General features: G+C 36.1%; 18 protein-coding genes. 2 read left to right on the forward strand and 16 right to left on the reverse strand.

From position 1 onward, the window contains the following. The 4 genes from CD29_RS13035 to CD29_RS13050 all read right to left on the reverse strand — a co-directional run bounded on the left by CD29_RS13035 (position 1) and on the right by CD29_RS13050 (position 2,608). Positions 1-756, reverse strand: coding sequence for a class I SAM-dependent methyltransferase (locus CD29_RS13035; protein WP_036187580.1), 756 nt, complete (start codon positions 754-756; stop codon positions 1-3). An 81-nt stretch (positions 757-837) separates the two neighbouring features. Further along, positions 838-1,095, reverse strand: a complete 258-nt coding sequence (locus CD29_RS20490; protein ID WP_036187582.1) for a hypothetical protein — start codon at positions 1,093-1,095, stop codon at positions 838-840. 192 nt (positions 1,096-1,287) lie between these two features. Next, positions 1,288-1,854, reverse strand: coding sequence for a DUF4256 domain-containing protein (locus CD29_RS13045; RefSeq protein WP_036187584.1), 567 nt, complete (start codon positions 1,852-1,854; stop codon positions 1,288-1,290). 166 nt (positions 1,855-2,020) lie between these two features. Further along, a complete protein-coding gene (locus CD29_RS13050; protein WP_052124153.1) occupies positions 2,021-2,608 on the reverse strand; it encodes a hypothetical protein in 588 nt (195 codons plus the stop codon). Between the two features lie 199 nt (positions 2,609-2,807). Between CD29_RS13050 and CD29_RS13055 the strand changes: the two genes are divergently transcribed. Beyond that, on the forward strand, positions 2,808-4,220 hold the full coding sequence (locus CD29_RS13055; RefSeq protein WP_036187586.1) for a PQQ-dependent sugar dehydrogenase: 1,413 nt from the start codon (positions 2,808-2,810) through the stop codon (positions 4,218-4,220). 88 nt (positions 4,221-4,308) lie between these two features. Here the strand turns inward: CD29_RS13055 and CD29_RS13060 are convergent, their stop codons facing one another. Genes CD29_RS13060 through nikC form a run of 4 tightly spaced genes read right to left on the reverse strand, consistent with a single transcriptional unit; the run spans position 4,309 to position 8,169 of the window. Next, positions 4,309-5,325: an ABC transporter ATP-binding protein gene (locus CD29_RS13060; protein ID WP_036187588.1), complete on the reverse strand. Its 1,017-nt coding sequence runs from the start codon at positions 5,323-5,325 to the stop codon at positions 4,309-4,311. Then, the gene (locus CD29_RS13065) at positions 5,322-6,347 is read right to left on the reverse strand and encodes an ABC transporter ATP-binding protein (protein ID WP_036187590.1); all 1,026 of its coding nucleotides are present in this window, start codon (positions 6,345-6,347) and stop codon (positions 5,322-5,324) included. Before CD29_RS13065 ends, CD29_RS13060 begins: the two co-directional genes overlap by 4 nt. Before the next feature lie 14 nt (positions 6,348-6,361). Continuing rightward, positions 6,362-7,285: a nickel ABC transporter permease gene (gene nikB / locus CD29_RS13070; RefSeq protein ID WP_036187592.1), complete on the reverse strand. Its 924-nt coding sequence runs from the start codon at positions 7,283-7,285 to the stop codon at positions 6,362-6,364. Between the two features lie 17 nt (positions 7,286-7,302). After that, positions 7,303-8,169 (reverse strand): nickel transporter permease, encoded by an 867-nt coding sequence (gene nikC / locus CD29_RS13075; protein WP_036187635.1) that lies wholly within the window; start codon positions 8,167-8,169, stop codon positions 7,303-7,305. A 338-nt stretch (positions 8,170-8,507) separates the two neighbouring features. On the opposite strand from nikC, the gene CD29_RS13080 reads away from it, so the two are divergent. Next, the gene (locus CD29_RS13080) at positions 8,508-10,112 is read left to right on the forward strand and encodes a glutathione ABC transporter substrate-binding protein (RefSeq protein ID WP_036187594.1); all 1,605 of its coding nucleotides are present in this window, start codon (positions 8,508-8,510) and stop codon (positions 10,110-10,112) included. 639 nt (positions 10,113-10,751) lie between these two features. Here the strand turns inward: CD29_RS13080 and glmS are convergent. From glmS to rocF, 8 genes are all read right to left on the reverse strand, one after another. After that, entirely contained in the window at positions 10,752-12,554 is a 1,803-nt protein-coding gene (gene glmS / locus CD29_RS13090) for a glutamine--fructose-6-phosphate transaminase (isomerizing) (protein ID WP_036187599.1), read from the reverse strand. A gap of 603 nt (positions 12,555-13,157) precedes the next feature. Then, positions 13,158-13,682, reverse strand: coding sequence for a type 1 glutamine amidotransferase domain-containing protein (locus tag CD29_RS13095; RefSeq protein WP_036187601.1), 525 nt, complete (start codon positions 13,680-13,682; stop codon positions 13,158-13,160). Positions 13,683-13,790: 108 nt separating this feature from the next. Continuing rightward, the gene (gene glmM, locus CD29_RS13100) at positions 13,791-15,143 is read right to left on the reverse strand and encodes a phosphoglucosamine mutase (RefSeq protein ID WP_036187603.1); all 1,353 of its coding nucleotides are present in this window, start codon (positions 15,141-15,143) and stop codon (positions 13,791-13,793) included. A gap of 93 nt (positions 15,144-15,236) precedes the next feature. Then, on the reverse strand, positions 15,237-16,283 hold the full coding sequence (locus tag CD29_RS13105) for a CdaR family protein (RefSeq protein ID WP_036187605.1): 1,047 nt from the start codon (positions 16,281-16,283) through the stop codon (positions 15,237-15,239). Then, positions 16,276-17,112 (reverse strand): diadenylate cyclase CdaA, encoded by an 837-nt coding sequence (gene cdaA, locus CD29_RS13110; protein ID WP_036187607.1) that lies wholly within the window; start codon positions 17,110-17,112, stop codon positions 16,276-16,278. The genes CD29_RS13105 and cdaA overlap by 8 nt, the downstream gene beginning before the upstream one ends. A gap of 478 nt (positions 17,113-17,590) precedes the next feature. Continuing rightward, on the reverse strand, positions 17,591-18,199 hold the full coding sequence (locus CD29_RS13115; RefSeq protein ID WP_036187609.1) for a zf-HC2 domain-containing protein: 609 nt from the start codon (positions 18,197-18,199) through the stop codon (positions 17,591-17,593). A gap of 12 nt (positions 18,200-18,211) precedes the next feature. Then, the gene (gene sigW, locus CD29_RS13120) at positions 18,212-18,775 is read right to left on the reverse strand and encodes an RNA polymerase sigma factor SigW (RefSeq protein WP_036187611.1); all 564 of its coding nucleotides are present in this window, start codon (positions 18,773-18,775) and stop codon (positions 18,212-18,214) included. 258 nt (positions 18,776-19,033) lie between these two features. After that, complete coding sequence (gene rocF, locus CD29_RS13125; protein WP_036187613.1) at positions 19,034-19,939, reverse strand: arginase; 906 nt, start codon at positions 19,937-19,939, stop codon at positions 19,034-19,036. Positions 19,940-20,738 lie beyond the last annotated feature (799 nt).

Raw genomic sequence — 20,738 nt, forward strand, 5'->3', positions numbered from 1 at the left:
TTACATTTTAACCGATCTAGTTGCATAAAAAGTTGGTACATTATGTTCATGGAGCTTGCCACTACCATTTGTATCATGATAGATATCTGTAAGCACTAAACCTGCCTTTAATTGTCCCCCAATTTGTTCTTCTATCGTGTGAGAAAATTGGATACCCCAATCATTTTTCATTGAATCATCATATAATTGTTTGTTTTTCAAAGGGTTGAATGGAAGCTTGTAAGTAACTGTTTTTTCATCTTCTCCAAAAATATAATTGACCCCGTTATCGAGACCTGATAGCAAAATTCCTCCCTTTTTCAACACCCTGTAACATTCTTTCCAAATAGGGAAAACATCCTCAACATAACAATTAGAAACTGGATGGAATATCAAATCGAAAGTTTCATCCTCAAAAGGCAATCGTTCTGTCATATCAGCTTTAATTGTTTGAATCTCATAACCTTCTCTTTCGGCCACTTCCTTTTCTCTTAACAATTGCTTTTCCGAGTAATCTAATACAGTACATTGTGCTCCTAATGCAGAAAAAATAGGCATTTGTTGGCCACCACCAGATGCTAAACCTAACACTTTTGCATGCTTCATTTCACAAAACCATTCTTTTGGTACTGGTTTGGTAGGTGTTAATACAACATTCCACTCACCATTTTGCGCTCTTTCAAAAACTTCATGGCTGATAGGTTGTCCCCACTCCCAACCGTCCTCAACCCATTGGTCAATTGTTTTAGAATTTATTTCTGTATATTTATTATTCATCTAACCATTTCCTCCTTTTGATCTTCAAAATGCGTTAATTGAATATTATTCACTGAAAAGAGACATAGAATAAGTTAACGTCTATCCCCTTTTTTGAACGAATGCTCCTATTACACTTATCAAAATTAAATAGGGTAGAATAAAGATTCCGTATGCTGTTCCATACTCTGTAGGGTCAGCTGTGAAATGTAGAAAGACTCCCCATAAAATATATAATAAGCATCCTATCGATACAGTAAAAAACCACTTCCACTTTTTTAAGAGTAATGGGATTAAAACAGGAAGTGAGAAAATAAAGAGAACTGGAATCATAGATATAAGTTCTCGAATGAATTCCACTAGGGTAGCCTCCGATTATTTACCAAAATTTTATAATTGAATTATACTTGGAATTTTATGCTTCTACTAGTTATTTTTCCAAAACGAATTTCCCCAACTCATATAAAAGAAAACACCCGTTTACTTTCCTAGGAAAAAGTGAACGGGTGTAATTAAGTAGTAGATGGCTTAAACTTATTCTTATGGAGATGTTTAAACTCTTAGTGAACCGCGGAAGCCTCTAGCTCCGTAGTATGAGTCTGCCCCGTTATGATACATAAAAACAGTATCGTAGCGTCGGTCACAAAAAATTGCCCCTCCGAGTTTTCTAATATTGGCAGGTGTTTGGACCCAACTCGATGTTTTCAAATCAAAACTTCCAAGTTTCTGTAATTCTCGGTATTGTTCTTCCGTTAATAATTCAATACCCATTTCCATTGCCATCATCATAGCGCTATTTTCCGGTTTATGTTTTTTCCTTGCCTCTAACGCCGCATGGTCGTAACAAAGACTTCTACGCCCTTTGGGACTTTCCGCTGAACAATCATAAAAAATGTATTCGTCATTCTCCCCATCATAACCAACAACATCCGGTTCGCCTTCTGTTCTCTCCATTTCATAAAGTGACCATAGTTTTTCAGGATTCGCTTCAAGTTTGGCTTGGATATGATCCCATTCAAAACCTTCATGGCGGTTCATATATTTTTTAAATCGTTCCTTCAATGTGCTAACTAATTCTTCACGTTGTTCTTGGGTTAACTCTTTATTTTTCATCGTCATATATTTCCTCCTAGTATTTACCATTGCGGGATAAGTTACTATATCTTAAACGATATCATACAGTTCTTTATATATAAATTTATTGGCACAAAATAGTTACCTTTAATATTACAATTCTTAAGTTAAATACACTATCATTGTATCCTATATTGGCGATAAAGTGCTCCTATCTCCGATCTGATAATCGCTTGAAAAATACTTTATAAAGAGCTTTAAAAATAGAAACACTAATTATTTTCCAAAGCCAGCTATACAATAAGGAAAAGATAACTACGATCAAAATAATTATAATACTAAATTGAGATGTTACAGAAGGTCCTAGTATAGGGAATTGTAGAACATACAATAAAATACTTATTCCCATTGTTAAACATAGCGCTCCAAACGAAACTATAAATAGTCCTCTTTTTAAAACCTTTAGACCGATACCTAAACTTAGTCCTAACAATCCGGTAGTACATAGGAACACTAATAATTCACTCGGCTGTAATAGTGCCAATATAAAGCACGTAATGATATAAGTCATCAATCCGATTCTGAGTGACAAAAGACTAGCAAGTACAACAGGACCAGTACTCATCATACTAAACATAAAACCAATACCCGTAAATATTCCAGTAGATTGTAAGATAACAGCCATTGAGCCTAATAACGAACCTACTAAAAGCCGCATTGTCATAGAATAACCTTCCAATGAAGGGATAGACTCTTCTTCCCATATACTTTTAGCTACTTTTTTGAAAAATGCGCCCATCCTGACACCCCCATAATAATAGGTAAATGCAGTCTAAAGGTATTTTATGCTTAAAAACAATTGCACTATTTTTAAATGTTACTTACGTTTGTAAATTTCTAAGTATCGGATTATCATTTTTCCGATATCTAACTGTGTACTATTAGAAATACATTAACCATATTTTATAAAGGAAATTTAATTAAGGAGTGCATATTAATTGAACAACGTTAAGGTTCGTTTACGACCTATTGCGAGTAAGTTAAATTTACCCACTGTTTTAAAAACGGCAATCCTTCCTGGTGAGTCAATTGAAAGATTATTCATCGCAACACAAGTAGGTGAGATCTTCTATGTTGGGGACGGTTTTATTAAGCTATTTTTAGATATTCGTTCACGAATCATAAAACTGGGTACTAATGGAGGGTACGATGAACGGGGATTACTCGGATTAGCATTTCATACAAATTTCCATAATAACGGATTATTTTATCTTCACTATACTTTAGCAGGTACTCAAGGTCCCGGAGCTCTTTCTGGACCGTTTGAGCCTAACCCTTGTGATCCCAGCACATTAAATTTAAAGTGGACAAATAGAGAAACGCAATTTGATCATATTGATACAATTGAAGAATGGATTTTTCAATCAAACAGTATGCCTCAAAAACGACGGACATTACTTAACTTAAAAAGACCATTTATGAATCATAACGGTGTTAATAGCTTAAACTTTTCACCTGAAACGGGAAGACTTGTTTTAACTACTGGCGATGGTGGATCAGGATATGATCCATTTAATTTAAGTCAAGATGATATGGAAATCGCAGGGAAAATAATTGAAATTGATGTAGCAAATAATACTTCTATCGATACCCCCCCTACAGTCACACGTTTTAACGAACTCCCCGTTCCTACTCAAGAGATTCTTACAGTAATTGCTAAAGGAGTCCGCAATATACCTGGCATTTCATATCAAAGTTATGAGAATGGGTACATTAAATATGTGGGTAATGTTGGACAGGATATGGTTGAGTCAATTTTTTCATTCTCAGATTATAAACCAATTCCTGTTACTCAGCTTACTAAAGCTTCATCAAATCAACCTGTTCTTGACCAAGAAGGATTTATTAACTTTGGTTGGAGAGGGTGGGAAGGATCTTTTCCTACTTCAATAATAGGGAGTTGTTCTACAAATGAGGAGAAGGTTGAAAGAACAATTGCATATTACGTAGAAGCAATAAAAACTAACACGAAACGTCTACAGCCTCTAACTAGTTATTATCATATAGATTCTAGACCCGAAAAGTTTGAAGGAAATGCACTAACAGGAGTGCAAGCTTATATGGGGAATGCAATACCAGAATTAACAGGAAGCGTCATCTTTACTGATTTTGCTCAAGGCGAAGAATCCAAGTCTCCTACTACAGGGGTGTTAGCTTATACAAGAGTAAGAACAGATTGTAAACATAGTGATTTTAGTCTTATTCATACCGACTATCAATTTGGATCTCCATCAGCATATTATGTTAGTTTAGGAACGAATTTGAGTCATACTAGTTTATTTTTAGGAGTTTATGGCTCCGCAAACGTAACTGATTATTACAAAGGTACTGTTTTTGAAATTGTTCCGTAAATAATAACATAACTCGCCTGAAATAAAATGTGCCAGTCACCTTGACATTTCTGATTACTCAGATATGTAAAGGTGACTGGCAATTATTTTAGTTATTTACTAGGATTTTTGTGTAGTCAACTGCACCTTTTTCAGTTAAATGACAAGCGACCTTTTGACCATTAGAAACTGAATTTAATACAGGCTCCTCTGTTGCACATCGTTCCATTTTATAAGGACAACGCGAATGGAATCGACAGCCTTTCGGTGGATCAATCGGCGATGGTACATCACCTTTAAGTATAATTCTTTCTCTCTTTTCTTCTTCAAAGTTCATGCTTGGTATAGCAGATAATAACGCTCTCGTATATGGATGCTGTGGATTTTCAAATAACGATTGTGTATCGCTAATTTCAACGATTTTTCCTAGGTACATCACGATAATACGATCAGAAATATGTCTTACTACACCAAGATCATGAGAAATAAACAAATATGTTAATTGGAACTTTCGCTGAAGTTCTTTTAATAGATTTAGTACCTGTGCCTGGATGGACACATCAAGTGCCGACACTGCTTCATCACAAATAATTAGCTTTGGATTAACAGATAATGCTCGTGCAATTCCAATACGTTGGCGCTGTCCACCGCTAAATTCATGTGGATAACGGTCAACTTGATGAGATCCAATTCCAACAGTTTCAAGAAGTGAAATTATTCTTTCACGTCTCTCCTTACTGCTCGTTCCTATTTTTTGTATCTTTAAAACTTCATCAATAATTTGACTAACAGTTTGACGTGGGTTTAGAGAAGCATAAGGATCCTGAAAAATTATCTGTAAATCCTTTCTTTTTTCACGCATCTTAGACTTAGAGAGGGAAAGTAAATTTCCTCCATCAAAATTTACTTCACCTGATGTTGGCTCATCAAGACGCAAAATCGCTCTCCCAGTTGTGGATTTACCACATCCTGATTCACCGACAATACTAACCGTTTCCCCTTCATAAACCTCAAAGCTAATATCATCAACTGCCTTGACATGATTTACTGTTCTTCCAAGGATTCCTCCCTTAATAGGAAAGTATTGTTTAAGATTTTTCACTTCTAAAAGTGGCTGTTTACTCATGAGTTAGATGCCACCTCCTCTTCTTGCTTCTCCCAACTTTCCGTATGAATCCAACAGCGAACTTGGTTTCCATCATCCATTGTTTTCAATTCCGGTAGCTGATTATGACAGATATCCTTTGCATGTGGACAACGAGATACAAATCGACATCCTTTTGGTAAATTGAATGGACTTGGTACAGAACCCTTAATAACAGGGAGATCCCCATCATAGACCTGATCATGTCTTGGAACAGAATTTAACAATCCGATTGTATAAGGATGTTTCGGATTCGTAAGGATTGTTTTTACATCAGCGTATTCAACGATCTTTCCACAATACATTACTGCCACTGTTTCGCACATTTCAGCTACTACTCCAAGATCATGGGTAATAATCATTAGTGATGTTCCCAATTCCTTTTGAAGATTTCGTATCAAATCTAGAATTTGCGCCTGAATAGTAACATCTAACGCAGTTGTTGGTTCGTCTGCAATTAACAACTCAGGATTACATGCAAGTGCAATAGCGATCATCACACGTTGTCTCATACCACCTGAAAGCTCAAATGGATATTGTTTTACACGTTTTTCAGGAGAGGGAATTCCAACGAGCTTGAGCATTTCAATCGCTTTTTCTTTAGCTTCTTTTCTTCCTAACTTTTGGTGGATTCGAATCGATTCCGCAATTTGCTCACCACAAGTCATTGTCGGGTTTAGAGAAGTCATCGGCTCTTGGAAAATCATCGAAATATTATTTCCTCGAATTGACCTCATTTCTTTCTTTGATTTTTCTAGTAGGTTTTCCCCTTTGAAAACGATTTCACCATTTACAATTTTACCTGCTGGCTCTTGTATTAGCCTGAGAATAGATAGAGATGTAATACTTTTCCCTGATCCAGACTCCCCTACAATTCCAACGGTTTTCCCTTTTTCTATAAAGAAGTTAACACCATCAACGGCCTTTACTTCCCCTTCATCAGTGAAGAAGGACGTACATAAATTCTTCACTTCTAATATCTTATTTTTATTTAAGTCAGACATCCTTTTCACCGCCTTTAATTCAAGTCAATACGTTTGTTTATTAATCGATAAGCTATGTCTACAAGGAAATTTACAAATACAAACGCTACGGCACAGACTAATATTGCACCCTGCACCATTGGGAAATCTCGCGCTTTAATTGCATCGATGACTAAACGGCCAATACCATTAACTGCAAATACCGTTTCTGTAATAACAGCACCGCCTAACAATGTTCCAAATTGAAGACCGACTACAGTTACTACTGGGATTAATGCATTTCGTAGTGCATGCTTGTAAATTACTAGTCTTTCACTAACACCTTTTGCATGTGCTGTACGAATATAATCATTGTCGAGAACTTCAAGCATACTTGAACGTGTCATACGTGCAATGATCGCAGCCCCACCGGATCCAATTGTAATAACAGGGAGTACCATATGTTTCCATGAATCCCACCCTACAATTGGGAACCAACCTAAGTTAACTGAGAAGAAATAGATTAACATGATCCCAAGCCAGAAGTTTGGCATCGACATTCCGAACAATGCTACAACCATGAGGGATACATCTGCAAAAGAATATTTTCTTGTAGCAGATATAATACCAGCAATAAGGCCGAATACTACTGCTAAAACAGTCCCCCAAAATGCTAGTTCCATAGTAATCCAAATTCTACTATCAAAAATTTCGTTTACAACCGGACGATTGGTACGAATGGAAGTACCTAGATCCCCCTGAATCGCATTACCGACGTAACGTAAATATTGTTCATGGAGAGGATCATTTAGACCTAAGTTTTCTCTCATTTGCTCAACTTGAGCCTCATCCGCTTTCTCACCAGCCATAATTTGAGCCGGATCGCCAGGAATTAAGTGCATCAATAAAAAAACAGCTAAAGTAACACCAATCATTACTGGAATTATTTGTAGGAATCTTCTTATAAGAAATGTAAGCATTTATTCACCTTCCTTCATTACTTTTTAGACTTTGGATCTAATGCATCACGTAGTCCATCTCCGAATAGATTAAAACCAACAACGACTAACAATATAACTAGTCCAGGGAATAGCGTTATATGTGGAGCTTGAGCTATATATGAACGTCCATTTGATAACATCGTCCCCCACTCCGGATCTGGTGGTTGTGTTCCTAGACCAAGGAATGATAGTGCACTTGCCGTAATGATTGCAGAAGCAATATAAAGGGTCGCTTGTACAATAATTGGTGAAGTTATATTCGGTAATATATGTTTGAAAATAATACGCGTATCACGTGAGCCCATTGCTCTAATCGCATCAACATATTCAAGTTTCTTAACACTTAACGTAGAACCGCGAACAATCCTTGCAAATGTTGGCACTGCAAAAATTGCTATTGCAATAATTGTGTTTGTTGTGCTGGGACCTAATATACTTACAATTGCTAAAGCTAAAAGTAGTCCTGGGAATGCTAAGAGCACATCGCAAATTCTCATAATTACTGAATCTATCCATTTTCCGTAATATCCTGCTACAATTCCTAAAACTACTCCAACAATTGCCCCTAATAACGTTGATAATATACCGACAGTTAATGAAATACGCGATCCAAATAAAAGTCGGCTTAAAATATCTCTTCCTTTATCATCTGTGCCTAGCCAGTGCTCAGACGAAGGACCTTGGAATTTTTTACTCATATCAATATGAGTTGGGTCATATGGTGCAATTAGCGGCGCCAAAATTGCCAATATCATAATCGTAAAAACTACAGTTGCACCCGCAATTGCAGCTTTATTTTTTGTTAACTTTTTCATAAACGATAACCAACGTGATTTTCTTACAGGTTTATCATTTAGAGAAATGTTAACATTTGGCTGTAGATGTTGTTGTCCCAAATTATTTCTTCCTTTCTATTAATCTACTTTTAAACCATTTTTCAGTCTTTTTAAAAAATAGCGACTCCTCAAAATATTACAATATTTATATTCTTTTTGGAATACAATATTACATTAATTTTACAAAACTTCTAAATATATTCTATATTTCCATGGGTTTTGGCCCTATTATTACATTAATTTTACAAAACTTCTAAATCATAGTTGTCTTTTCGTAATTTTTTGACTATTATAAAAATACACGTATAAAAACGTGTATTTCTTTTTGCAATTAATAGAAATTTAACAAATTTAGGGGGTATTTTATGAAAACAAGTAAGCGTTTGTTTCAACTACTTCTGTTATCACTAATTCTTGTGCTAGCAGCATGTAGTACAAACCAAGGTAGTACCGATACAAAAGGAACTGATACGAAAGACAACGGCACTACAACTACTACAGATGAAACAACTACTAATAATGAAGGTGGCGGAGAATTAGTATATGTTACTGGTTCTGATGCACCAACACTTGACCCACATGGTGTAAATGATACTGCATCAAACACTGCAACGACTCAAATCTATGAGCGTTTAGTGGATTATGCAGCTGACGGTTCTGTTATTCCATTATTAGCAACAGAATTTAGTGCTCTTGATGAAAATACATGGGAATTCAAATTACGTGAAGGTGTAAAATTCCATGATGGTACTGAATTCAATGCTGAAGCTGTAAAACTAAGCATTGAAAGAATTACAGATCCTGAGTTTGCTTCTCCAAAAGCATTCATTCTTAACGTAATCGAAGAAGTAGTTATTGTAGATCCATATACAGTACATTTAAAAACTTCTTCACCATTTGCTCCACTACCAGCTCACTTAGCTCATAATGCTGGTTCAATTATTGCTCCTTCTGCAATTGAAGAAGAAAGAAGTGGCGGTAAAAAAGTAGACGAAAACCCAATTGGTACTGGCCCATTCAAGTTTAATAACTGGAATCGTGGTGCAGAGCTTACATTAGAAAAGAATAACGATTACTGGGGTGAGCCTGCAAAGGTTGACAAACTTAGAATCGTTGTTGTTCCAGAACAATCAACTCGTGTTGCAATGCTTGAAACTGGTGAAGCAAACGTAATGTTAGTAGGTGCTTCTGACGTTTCTCGTGTTGAAGCTATGCCTAACGTTGAAATTGATCGTGTAAGAGGAACTCGTATGGACTATGTTGGCTTTAACGTACAAGTTGCTCCATTTGATAATGTAAAGGTTCGTCAAGCGATTGCAATGGCAATTAACAAAGACGATGTTGTAAACGGTATTTTAGATGGCCAAGGTGTTGCTGCTGTTGGTCCTCTTGCTCCAACTGTTGTTGGTAACTATCAAGGGTTAACTCCACTTCCATTTGACGTGGAAGGTGCAAAAGCATTATTAGCAGAAGCTGGATTCCCAGATGGTTTCGAAACAACTCTTTTTGTTAACGAAGGAAGCCAAGAACGTGCTGATATCGCAGAGTTAGTTCAAGCTCAATTAGCTCAAATCGGAATTACTGTTAAAATTGAAGTGATTGAGTGGGGAGCATTCTTAGAGCAAACTGCTGCTGGTAAACACGAAATGTTCATTCTTGGATGGACTACTGTAACAGCTGATGCGGACTACGGTCTATATGCATTATTCCATTCAGGTCAATTCGGTTCTCCTGGTAACCGTTCATTCTATAAGAACGAAAGAGTAGATGAGCTTCTTGACTACGCTCGTTCAGAATCTGACCAAGAAAAACGTAACGAAGCTTACAAAGAAATTTCTGAAATCTTAGTTGATGAAGTACCAATGGTATACTTACAACACCCAGATTTCGTTCATGGTATGAACGGAGTTGAAGGTTTGTTCGTAAACTTCAGTGGAACTCCATTCTTCAAAGGTGTATCACTTAAATAATTCTAGTAATCTAGTTAATAAAGATACTACTCAACCCTCGACTAATCAAGAATAGTCGAGGGTTTTTTAGTCGCATTTTCTATTGCCATACTTTAGTGGAGATAAATTTTAGCGAGAGGATCCAGGGTATTGTTTAGTATGGTGGAGGAAGTAACGGCGTTAAGTGAAGTGATTCTATTATTAGGCGAAACTAAATCAATCCTTGAACGTAGAGTTACTTAATACAAATATTATAAATCAGTGATTTCCTATGAAAGGGTATGAGTCATGTGAGAGAATGGTGGAATAAAAAGAAAAGTAAAACAAGAAAGAATAAAAAGGGAAATAACCATTATACATTTTTTGATTTCATTCTTGATGCACTCTTTTGGCTTCCAGAATTACTATTCTTGCCTTTCAGAATAGTATTTTGGTTACTTAGGGGCCTTGGGAGACTTATTTGGGATTTATTTTAACTGCAAAACCTTTAATTTCCCTCCCGCAACTATTATTATTCTATCTTAATTCTTTTAGTACTAACGTACCTATGCTATTAGGGAAATTGTAAAATATAAAAACTCGACCCAGAAATTTGGATCGAGTTTTTTAATAGTTTCCATCTGTTGTATCAATGTACCAAAATGCTTAAAAAGGAAACCCCTATTCCACAGTAACTGATTTTGCCAAGTTACGAGGTTTATCCACGTCTGCACGACGATGAAGGGCTGCATAGTAGCTAATTAACTGTAATGGAATTACAGAAACAAGCGGTGTTAATAAAGTGTGCACTTTTGGGATTACTAATCGATCGCCTTCTTCATTTATGCCTTCCATTGAGATAATACATGCGTTTGCTCCGCGCGCAACTACTTCTTTCACATTTCCACGTATGTTTAAAGCAACATACTCTTGTGTTGCTAACGCGAATACTGGTGTACCTTCTTCAATCAGAGCAATTGTACCGTGCTTTAACTCTCCACCTGCAAAACCTTCTGCTTGAATATAAGAAATCTCTTTTAATTTCAAAGCGCCTTCTAAGCTTACATAATAATCTAAATTACGTCCGATGAAGAATGCGTTGCGAGCAACTTTTAAGTAATCTTCAGCAATTAATTCTAGATCATCTTTTGAATCAACCAGCGTTTGAATTGCATTTGCAGCAATTCCTAACTCTTGTTTCAAGTCAAAGTTTAAGTCTTTACCTAGAGATTGAGCAGTTACATATGCTGTTAATGCTAATACCGCTACTTGAGCGACATAGGCTTTTGTTGATGCAACAGCAATTTCAGGACCAGCATGTAATAATAATGTGTAATCCGCTTCACGTGAAAGTGTTGAGCCAGGCACATTCGTTATTGTTAATGCTGAGTAACCTTTTTCTTTCACTTTAACTAATACTTGACGGCTATCCGCAGTTTCACCAGATTGTGTTATGAAAATAAACAACGGCTTTTCTGACAATAACGGCATGTTGTATCCGAATTCACTTGAGATGTGTACTTCTACTGGAATGCCTGCAATTTTTTCAAAGTATTGTTTACCTATTAAACCAGCATGGTAGCTTGTTCCTGCTGCAATAATATACAGGCGATCAGCTTCTTTAATTGCTGTTAATATATTTTCGTCAATCGATAACTCACCATTTGGGTTGCTGTATTCTTGAATGATTTTACGTACAACACCTGGTTGCTCATCGATTTCTTTTAACATGTAGTGAGGATATGTTCCTTTTTCAATATCACTCGCATCTAGTTCTGCTTTAAATGGCTTACGATCTATAACACGGCCATCAAGAGTTGTAATCTCCACTTTATCTTTATGAACAAGGACAATTTCTTTATCGCGAAGCTCAATAAATTGGTCTGTTACTTGCAGCATAGCCATTGCATCAGATGCTACTACGTTAAATCCGTCACCAACACCAACTAATAATGGCGATTTATTTTTAGCAACATAAATTGTATCAGCATCTTCTTGGTCAAGTAAGGCAAGAGCGTAAGAACCATGAACTAAAGATAATGTTTTGCGGAACGCTTCAACAGTTGATAGTCCCTCTTTCGCAAATAAATCAATTAACTGAACGATGACTTCTGTATCAGTATCAGATTGCATTTGAATCCCTTTTAAATATGCTCTTTGTAATAAATGATAGTTTTCAATTACACCATTATGCACAAGTGTAAATCTTCCAGTTACACTTTGGTGAGGGTGAGCATTTAATTTGTTAGGTACGCCATGTGTTGCCCAACGAGTATGTCCGATTCCGATATTAGCATCTACTTCATCATTTACGGCAGTACGTAAATCCGCAATACGGCCTTTTTCTTTGAATACTGTAACGCCTTCTTCATTTCGAACAGCAATACCAGCTGAATCATAACCACGGTATTCTAGTTTTTCTAAACCTTTTAATAATATTTCCTTCGCGTCTAATACGCCATTATATCCAACGATCCCACACATGATAAAATTCCTTTCATCAACGCAGACCAACCTAATTCCTAAAATAGACAATGCAAAAGGAATCTACTATTACCTAACTTTCGTGAACTCTGTCTAGTTCAGCAAGTAAGCAATGTAGGTTGATCATGCATTTATCCATTTGTATTTGCCTTTTCGTTTCTTTGTCCATAAAATCACTTTTATGTTTTCAAACGAAATTACGACCGGGCATTCGATCGGGAGGCATCCGCCGAAATTTCGATAACCTCCACCTCGTCAACTAAGGATGATAGACCGTCCGATTTCCTTAGCTCAGGCGCTATAATTGTTTTCCATTATTTTTTTAAAGCGCAAGTCAATTATCCTCCTTTTAGTGCGCTGTTGCTTGAACCCTACATTCCATATATGTTTAGTTTTCAAGCTACTATATCATACAGAATATGCAACTTCTCGTCAATAAGTTGTGTATTAAGTACTATCTCAAAAAAATAATGTTGTCTGAAAAAAATTCCACTAGATTCGGCTTTCTAGTGGAAATTGTAGGACATATTTATTCTAATTGTGCTATATTTTTTTAATTATTGAGAATATTATCGGTTATTAATTACAATTGTATTACTAATATTACAATCCTTTTTCTTCTAATAAATTTACAATTTCACGGTTAAATGCATGTAGGTCTTGTGGTGTTCTACTTGTTACAAGTTGTTTTTGACAAACTACTACCTCTTGATCGTGGAATTTTGCTCCCGCATTTTCTAAATCAACACGAATCGACTTATACCCTGTAATATCTCGACCCTCAATTGCTCTTGCAGTGATAAGTAGCTGCGGTCCGTGGCAAATAGCGAATACTGGTTTCATAGCATTCATAAAGGATTTTGCAAAAGCTACAACACGATCATCATCTCGAAGTAAATCTGGAGAGAATCCTCCAGGGATAAATAGCGCGTCGAAATCTTCTGGGTTTACATCTGAAATACCATATTCAATTTCTACACGTGCCTCGCCTTGTTTTCCTCTTACCGCTTTACTACCTTCTTTATCAATGGTTACTACTGTATGCCCGTGTGTTTCTAATGCTTCTTTGGGGCTTGTAAATTCCATATCCTCAAACATATCAGTAATTAAAGTCGCGATTCTCGCCATCGTTTTCACTCCTAATAGTAGATTCACACCTACTATTGACTAAATACATTTCAATTAAACACAGAAAAAATAAAAATCCAGTAGCAATTGTTCTACTGGATTTTTTGTTTATTCAGTTAAGCCCATTTCTTCTTTTACAACATCAGCAATACGATTAACATAGCTTTCACACTCAGCTTCAGTAGCAGCCTCTACCATTACACGAACAAGTGGCTCTGTTCCTGAAGGACGAACTAACACTCGACCGTTTCCAGCCATTTCACTTTCAACTTGTGCAATAACTTCTGCAACTTTCGAATTTTGTGTAACAGCATGCTTATCCGTAACTCTGACATTAACTAATTTTTGTGGATATATTGTCATTTCTGCAGCAAGTTCTGATAATCGTTTTTCTGTTTCTTTCATAATGTTTACTAGCTGAATAGCTGTAAGTAGGCCATCACCAGTTGTATTGTAGTCTAGGAGAATAATATGACCAGATTGTTCTCCACCTAAGTTGTAGTCGTTTTTACGCATTTCTTCTACAACATAACGATCTCCTACTGCTGTCTTCACGCTAGACATATTATTATCTTCAAGTGCTTTATAAAAGCCCATATTACTCATGACCGTTGATACAACAGTATTCTTCTTTAAACGACCTTTTAGATTCAAATACTTTCCTAAGATGAACATTATTTGATCGCCATCGACAATCTTACCATTTTCGTCAACAGCAATTAGTCTATCTCCATCACCGTCAAATGCTAAACCTACATGTGCACCACGCTCTAAAACGAATGCAGCTAGTTTTTCAGGATGTGTAGATCCAACACCTTCGTTGATGTTTAATCCATTTGGAGAAGATCCAATCGATGATATATCAGCTTCTAAATCTGCAAATAAATGTGTTGCTAAAGAAGAAGTGGCACCATGTGCACAGTCTAAAGCAACATGTATACCCATAAAGTCTTCATCAACTGTTTGCTTTAAGTATGAGATGTATTTTTGGTTTCCTTCAAAATAATCACTAACAGTACCCAACTCCGCTCCAACTGGGCGTGGTAAAGTATCTTCTACTTGGTCAAGATAGCTTTCAATTTCTTCTTCTTGTGAGTCTGTTAGTTTGAATCCATCTGGTCCAAAGAATTTAATACCATTATCAGCTACTGGATTGTGTGATGCAGAAATCATTACCCCTGCATCTGCATTCATAACTCTTGTTAAATAAGCTACTCCCGGTGTACTAATAATACCAAGTCTCATAACCTCGACACCAATAGATAATAGTCCAGCAACTAATGCTCCTTCTAACATATGTCCTGAGATTCTTGTGTCACGACCTATAATAACTTTTGGACGTCCAGTAGCATGCTTTGTTAAAACATATCCTCCAAAACGACCAAGTTTAAATGCAAATTCAGGTGTTAATTCACTATTTGCTATACCACGAACGCCATCCGTTCCAAAATATTTTCCCATTCGATTCTTCTCTCCTTCAATGCTAGTTATCCTTGTAGTACTAGGCATTTAACGCTTCTTCGAAAACTTCACATAAATCATTCGGATCTAATATTAATCATTTAAGTCATTGGTTTCAGTAGTATTAGTTGGATTTTCAGTTTCTGTATTATCTTCACTAACTCCATTAGATGCCTCATCTTCGTTTACTGAAGAATTTATCTGTTTTGAAACTGCAGCTTGTACAATAATGGAGCTTGTAGAAAGCTTCGTTGCACCATTTGGTACTGTGACATCTACTTCGTACTGGCCTGAACTTTCAATTTCTGTAACGTCAAATTCTACGACTAGTTCATTCAATCCATCAATAATAGATTTTGGGCCGAACACTTGAACTAACGGATTTGGTGTTGACAGTCGATTTATCGAAACACCTTCTATCGGTGTACCAACTTGTTGAATTCGGATTGGTATATTTCGACTATATTCTGCTAATTCAACTTTCACTTTTACTTTCGAAGGTTCGATTGCTACATCTAGCTTGTTTAATTTACTATCCAAAACTTTAACGTCAGCATCTTGTTCAAAAGAGCTGTCTATGCCCGGATTACCTGTCACAGTAGCTTTCACATAATTAATACTTGAGATTACGCTTTTCGCACCTGTTACAAATACAGTACTCGGTTCTGCTACCATACTTTGTAGTACGAACGCCTCATTAATAAGGTTATAATTCATTTCTGGTTCAATCGGTAGTTCAGCTGTGACCTTTTCTTCGATTGAAATAGGAATAGTTTCAGGATCAATTTTAACTGATAACTTATCTGAGAAGGCTTCCGTTTGTATTTTAACTCGATGTTCACCAATTAACAATGCATTTAAATCAACAAATACTTTAAAGTCTTTTTTTAGTTTTGTATTTAATACAATTTGAATTGGTCCTTCTATCGTTACATCAACTGTGTCAGGTAAACCTGAAACAATTAAATTATCAGAATCATAATATGCTTCAAGTGGAACGTCCGTAAGTACATCCACATGGTTAGGAGCTGTTGGGTTAATGCCTTCACCAAGCAAGGATTTCACATAAAAGAACATCAATATCGCTAATACTAAAGCAGTAATCCTTAAAACCCAAGGGCTATCAAATAGTTTATCCATTCTTTTTCCCCCTCCAAGTCCACTTAGAGGATAGATCCGGATCTTGCTCTGGACCAAACCACATTTTTCTTAAATCTGCTTCAAATTGATCGATTGTTAAATTTCGATTTAAGTTACCGTTCTTAGCTAAACTAATTGCACCTGTCTCTTCAGAAACAATAATTGTTATAGCGTCCGTAACTTCACTTAGTCCAAGGGCTGCACGGTGACGTGTACCCAACTCTTTCGAAATAAATGTACTCTCTGACAGTGGTAAGTAACAAGCAGCTGCGGCAATTTTCGTTTTTTGTAATACAACTGCTCCATCATGTAATGGTGTATTGGGTATGAATATATTAATTAGTAGTTCAGAACTAATATCAGCGTTCATTTTGATACCGGTTTCAATATATTCTGTAAGTCCTGTTTCATTTTCAATGGAGATCAAAGCTCCAATACGCCGTTTGGCCATATAACTAACCGCTTTTTTCATGGCTTCAATGAGCCTAGATTGTTCGTCTTCTAACTGACTTGTAGAACGTTGAAAAATCTTTCCTCTACCAAGTTGTTCTAATGCTCTTCGAATTTCAGGTGTAAAGATAATAATGATTGCTAAGAATCCGAAGTCAATTACTTGTTGTAGCATCCAACCAAGTGTATCAAGTCCAAAAATTTCTGTTGCTATTCTCGCAAAGATTATGACAAATAGACCTTTAAGTAATTGAACAGCCTTTGTACCTTTTATGAGGGTTAATAATTTATAAACAACGTACCAAACAAGTAGGACGTCTAAAAAGCTAACAATCACATTTACAGGTGTATAATCTGTAAATTGTTGAATAATCTGCATGTGGCATCCCCCACTTTTTCTAGCTAATACCCTAAATCGATCATTCGTTTTTAAAAATCACATTCACCCAATTTCATAATCAAATACTCATTCGTATTTGAAGCTGCAGTTTCCTTTTTCCAAAAGAAACAAACTAAAAAATAAGTTAAATGGATTTGATGTTAAACTAATGAATTAAGGGAAATTAATTCAAAATGTTAAAAACAGTATATCACATTTCGTATGTAGACGCTTGATTTTATCAACCTAAATGCCCTTTACATATACTAGTTTATTGCCTTTATTTTGCTGATGTCGAAAGATAATATACTTATTTTGTTCTTTGAAAAACACACCTCGACCCAAATAGGTCGAGGTCATTTTTTTCTTATGCGGATTTCCTAAAATAACTATCCTATCCGCCAAGAAAAAAGCCCACTCATGCGAGTAGACTTTCATCTATTTATATTTTATGAATTTCCAATTGAATATATTAGCTTTATTGAATTAGGCCTATGAAATTATTTCCAATTGACTTCAATTCGTACCAAAGCCATTCAAAGATCTCATCTATTTCTTCAATTTCTCCAGTTACAACAGCAGTTGAGGCCATGTATTGACCATTAATGACTGTTACATTTCCATCGACTTCGCCCTCTATAATAATATCACCGTTTTTAACAACGATATCACCTTTGACAACTTCCCCTTCAGGAACAATTACAGTTTGCCCATCAACTATTAAATTTGGTTGCTTTGTTACTGAAAACTCATTATTTTGGTAACTCCCAACTAAGGAGGCACTCATAAAAAGTAAGAAAACGCAGGCAGCAACTAAAATCGGATGGCGTCTAAACCAATTTTGAATGCCAACTCGGTTTTTACCTTTTGGTAGACGTTTCATAACCTCACTTTCAAAATGAGGAGGTGCCGTTATATGTGCTGCACTGATAACGAAGGCTACTGTGTCACTCAATTCGTGCATGTGTTGCCTACAAGATGAGCAATTGTTTAAATGTTTTTTGAGCTGTTGTTCATGGTCTCGGCTGATATCACCATCTAAGTACTCGTGCATATAGTCAACAATATGTTGTGGACACGTACTCATGCATATAACCTCCTACAGATTGTTTAATTGCTTCCTCAGAGCCTCTCGCCCTCTGTGTATTCTAGTTTTTACTGTACCAAGGGGCATATCCAAAATGTCACTTATTTCTTGAAGAGATAGTTCTTCTATATATTTTAATACAATAACTGAACGATATTTATCTGGCAACCTACTTATTTCATATTGAATACGATCTTGTAGTTCCATTTGTTCTACAACATCATCCGGTAGCTTATCATCAGACGATAATTGCGAATACATATCTAGACCGTCTGTACCAGCGATTTCTGCATCTAAGTAATAATCAGGTTTTTTCTTTCGAATTCTATCAATGCACAGGTTTGTAGCAATTCTGTACAGCCAAGTTGAGAACTTCCTTTTCTGATCGAAGGAATGAAGGTTAATATATGCTCGAACAAAAGCTTCTTGCGCAATGTCTTCTGCTTCGTGTTTATTGCCTAACATTCGATAACATATTTGGTATAACTTATGCTGGTAGAGGTTCACAATATCAGAAAATGCGTTTTGATCACCTTTAAGCACTTGCTTTATTCTTTTGTTCACTAGCGCATCCATCTTGTTTTCCTCTCCACCTTTTTCGGTTCCATAGTATTTACGAATTTAGTATTAAAAAGTTTCATTTTTATAAAATTATTATAACAGATTTTGCACACACCTAATTAAGTATAATTTAGTTATTTTTACCAACGCATATAATTCATTAATACTTTATCAAATCTAGGAATAGAATAAAATAAAATCTAACTTTTAAGAAGTTTTACTAAGACATTTATCCTCCCAAATGCTTACTTGCATAAAAATTCCAATCTAAATTTAAACCAATTTTTCTCCGAATAACGACCCCATTAATGCAACAGCTGTATCTGCAGTTTTATTCCTCTCATCTAAAATTGGGTTTACTTCGACAAACTCAGCAGATGTAATAATATTGGCTTCTTCAAGCATTTCCATTGCAAGATGACTCTCTCTATATGTTATGCCCCCTGGTACAGGTGTTCCAACTCCTGGTGTATATAACGGATCTATTGCATCTAAATCAAGGGACAAATGTACACCATCTACTTGTCTTTGTAACATATATGAAATGGATTCTTCCATAACTTTAGTCATACCTAAACGGTCAATTTCATGCATTGAGTACACTTTAATACCTAATTTTCTAATAAGCTCTTTTTCACCTGGATCTACTGAACGAGCTCCGATAATAATTATATTTTCAGGTTTAATTTTTGGAGCAAATCCACCTATTTCGGTTAAGCGATCATCACCTATCCCAAGGCACACTGCTAATGGCATTCCATGAATATTACCTGACGGTGTCGTTTCAGGTGTATTTAAATCAGCATGTGCATCATACCAAATAACACCTAAGTTTTTATATCTTTTTGCAAGTCCAGATAATGTACCAATAGCAATACTATGATCTCCACCTAAAACAAGTGGAAATCGATTTGCATTTAGCACATTTTCGACCATGTTACCCAATTCCGTACTGATTTTTATTATGTCATTAAGATTTAAGAGCTTATTGTTTTGCTCAACGATTAAGTTACCTTTTTTTACTTGGATATCCCCTTCATCCAACACTTCATATCCTAATGCTTCTAAACGTTCCACTACTCCAGCGTAACGAATTGCGCTTGGTCCCATATCTACCCCTCGTCTATGTTGACCATAGTCTGATGGAACTCCAATTATTGATATGTTTTTATTTTTCATAGTTATTCCCCCTTACCAATATTTTAATTGGTAATTTAAGGTGGCTCAACCTGACAGTTTTTTGTATTTTTATACAGCTATTGGATTTCAAATCCGCTGTGATTTTAGTTACGATTATTATGACGCTTGGGGTTAGAATAAGGGTTATGTAATGTGATGTTTATTGTTTCCCGTGTTACTTGTGCAGGTGTGTCTCATCGACAATTGCGGGCAGAATTTGTGATCTTGTGTCCTTGAGAGCACGTGTCATGGACAAAATGTATGAAAATGTAGCGGGTCTACCGTTAGAATGCGCATCATGAATCTATATGTTGAATATCAAGCCTTGAGAAGCTTTCTACGAGACACTAGCGGAGGAATTATAGCATGAAATCTCCCGTTGAAGTGCTCTATGAGACATTAACGGAGCATTCATTGCTAGTAATGTCCCGTTGAAGCGCTCTATGAGACACTAACGAAGGTTTCATTGCTAGTAATGTCCCGTAGGACCGCTCTATGAGACAATTGCGGAGGATTCATTGCTAGTAATGTCCCGTTGAAGCGCTCTATGAGACAATACCGGAGGATTCATTGCTAGTAATGTCTCGTTGAAACGCTCTATGAGACATTACCAGAGGATTCATTGCTAGTAATGTCCCGTTGAAACGCTCTATGAGACAATAGCGGAAGTTTCTTTACAAGAAAAGTCATTTAGAACCACAAACAGTAAAAAACCTCTACTCATAGAGTAGAGGTTGACTATTTGTATTTAAATAAATGGCTGGGGTACCTGGATTCGAACCAGGGCATGACGGAATCA

This window comes from Ureibacillus manganicus DSM 26584 (assembly GCF_000772945.1).
Lineage (GTDB): Bacteria > Bacillota > Bacilli > Bacillales_A > Planococcaceae > Ureibacillus > Ureibacillus manganicus.

What these genes read in the sequence shown, in the direction of transcription:
- CD29_RS13035 (WP_036187580.1), bottom strand. Translation starts at nt 756, where the DNA reads ATGAATAATAAATATACAGAAATAAATTCTAAAACAATTGACCAATGG.
- glmS (WP_036187599.1), bottom strand. Translation starts at nt 12,554, where the DNA reads ATGTGTGGGATCGTTGGATATAATGGCGTATTAGACGCGAAGGAAATA.
- sigW (WP_036187611.1), bottom strand. Translation starts at nt 18,775, where the DNA reads ATGGATGCGCTAGTGAACAAAAGAATAAAGCAAGTGCTTAAAGGTGAT.
- CD29_RS13115 (WP_036187609.1), bottom strand. Translation starts at nt 18,199, where the DNA reads ATGAGTACGTGTCCACAACATATTGTTGACTATATGCACGAGTACTTA.
- CD29_RS13080 (WP_036187594.1), top strand. Translation starts at nt 8,508, where the DNA reads ATGAAAACAAGTAAGCGTTTGTTTCAACTACTTCTGTTATCACTAATT.
- CD29_RS13060 (WP_036187588.1), bottom strand. Translation starts at nt 5,325, where the DNA reads ATGAGTAAACAGCCACTTTTAGAAGTGAAAAATCTTAAACAATACTTT.
- nikB (WP_036187592.1), bottom strand. Translation starts at nt 7,285, where the DNA reads ATGCTTACATTTCTTATAAGAAGATTCCTACAAATAATTCCAGTAATG.
- CD29_RS13045 (WP_036187584.1), bottom strand. Translation starts at nt 1,854, where the DNA reads ATGACGATGAAAAATAAAGAGTTAACCCAAGAACAACGTGAAGAATTA.
- rocF (WP_036187613.1), bottom strand. Translation starts at nt 19,939, where the DNA reads ATGAAAAATAAAAACATATCAATAATTGGAGTTCCATCAGACTATGGT.
- CD29_RS13105 (WP_036187605.1), bottom strand. Translation starts at nt 16,283, where the DNA reads ATGGATAAACTATTTGATAGCCCTTGGGTTTTAAGGATTACTGCTTTA.
- CD29_RS13065 (WP_036187590.1), bottom strand. Translation starts at nt 6,347, where the DNA reads ATGTCTGACTTAAATAAAAATAAGATATTAGAAGTGAAGAATTTATGT.
- cdaA (WP_036187607.1), bottom strand. Translation starts at nt 17,112, where the DNA reads ATGCAGATTATTCAACAATTTACAGATTATACACCTGTAAATGTGATT.
- glmM (WP_036187603.1), bottom strand. Translation starts at nt 15,143, where the DNA reads ATGGGAAAATATTTTGGAACGGATGGCGTTCGTGGTATAGCAAATAGT.
- CD29_RS13050 (WP_052124153.1), bottom strand. Translation starts at nt 2,608, where the DNA reads ATGGGCGCATTTTTCAAAAAAGTAGCTAAAAGTATATGGGAAGAAGAG.
- CD29_RS13095 (WP_036187601.1), bottom strand. Translation starts at nt 13,682, where the DNA reads ATGGCGAGAATCGCGACTTTAATTACTGATATGTTTGAGGATATGGAA.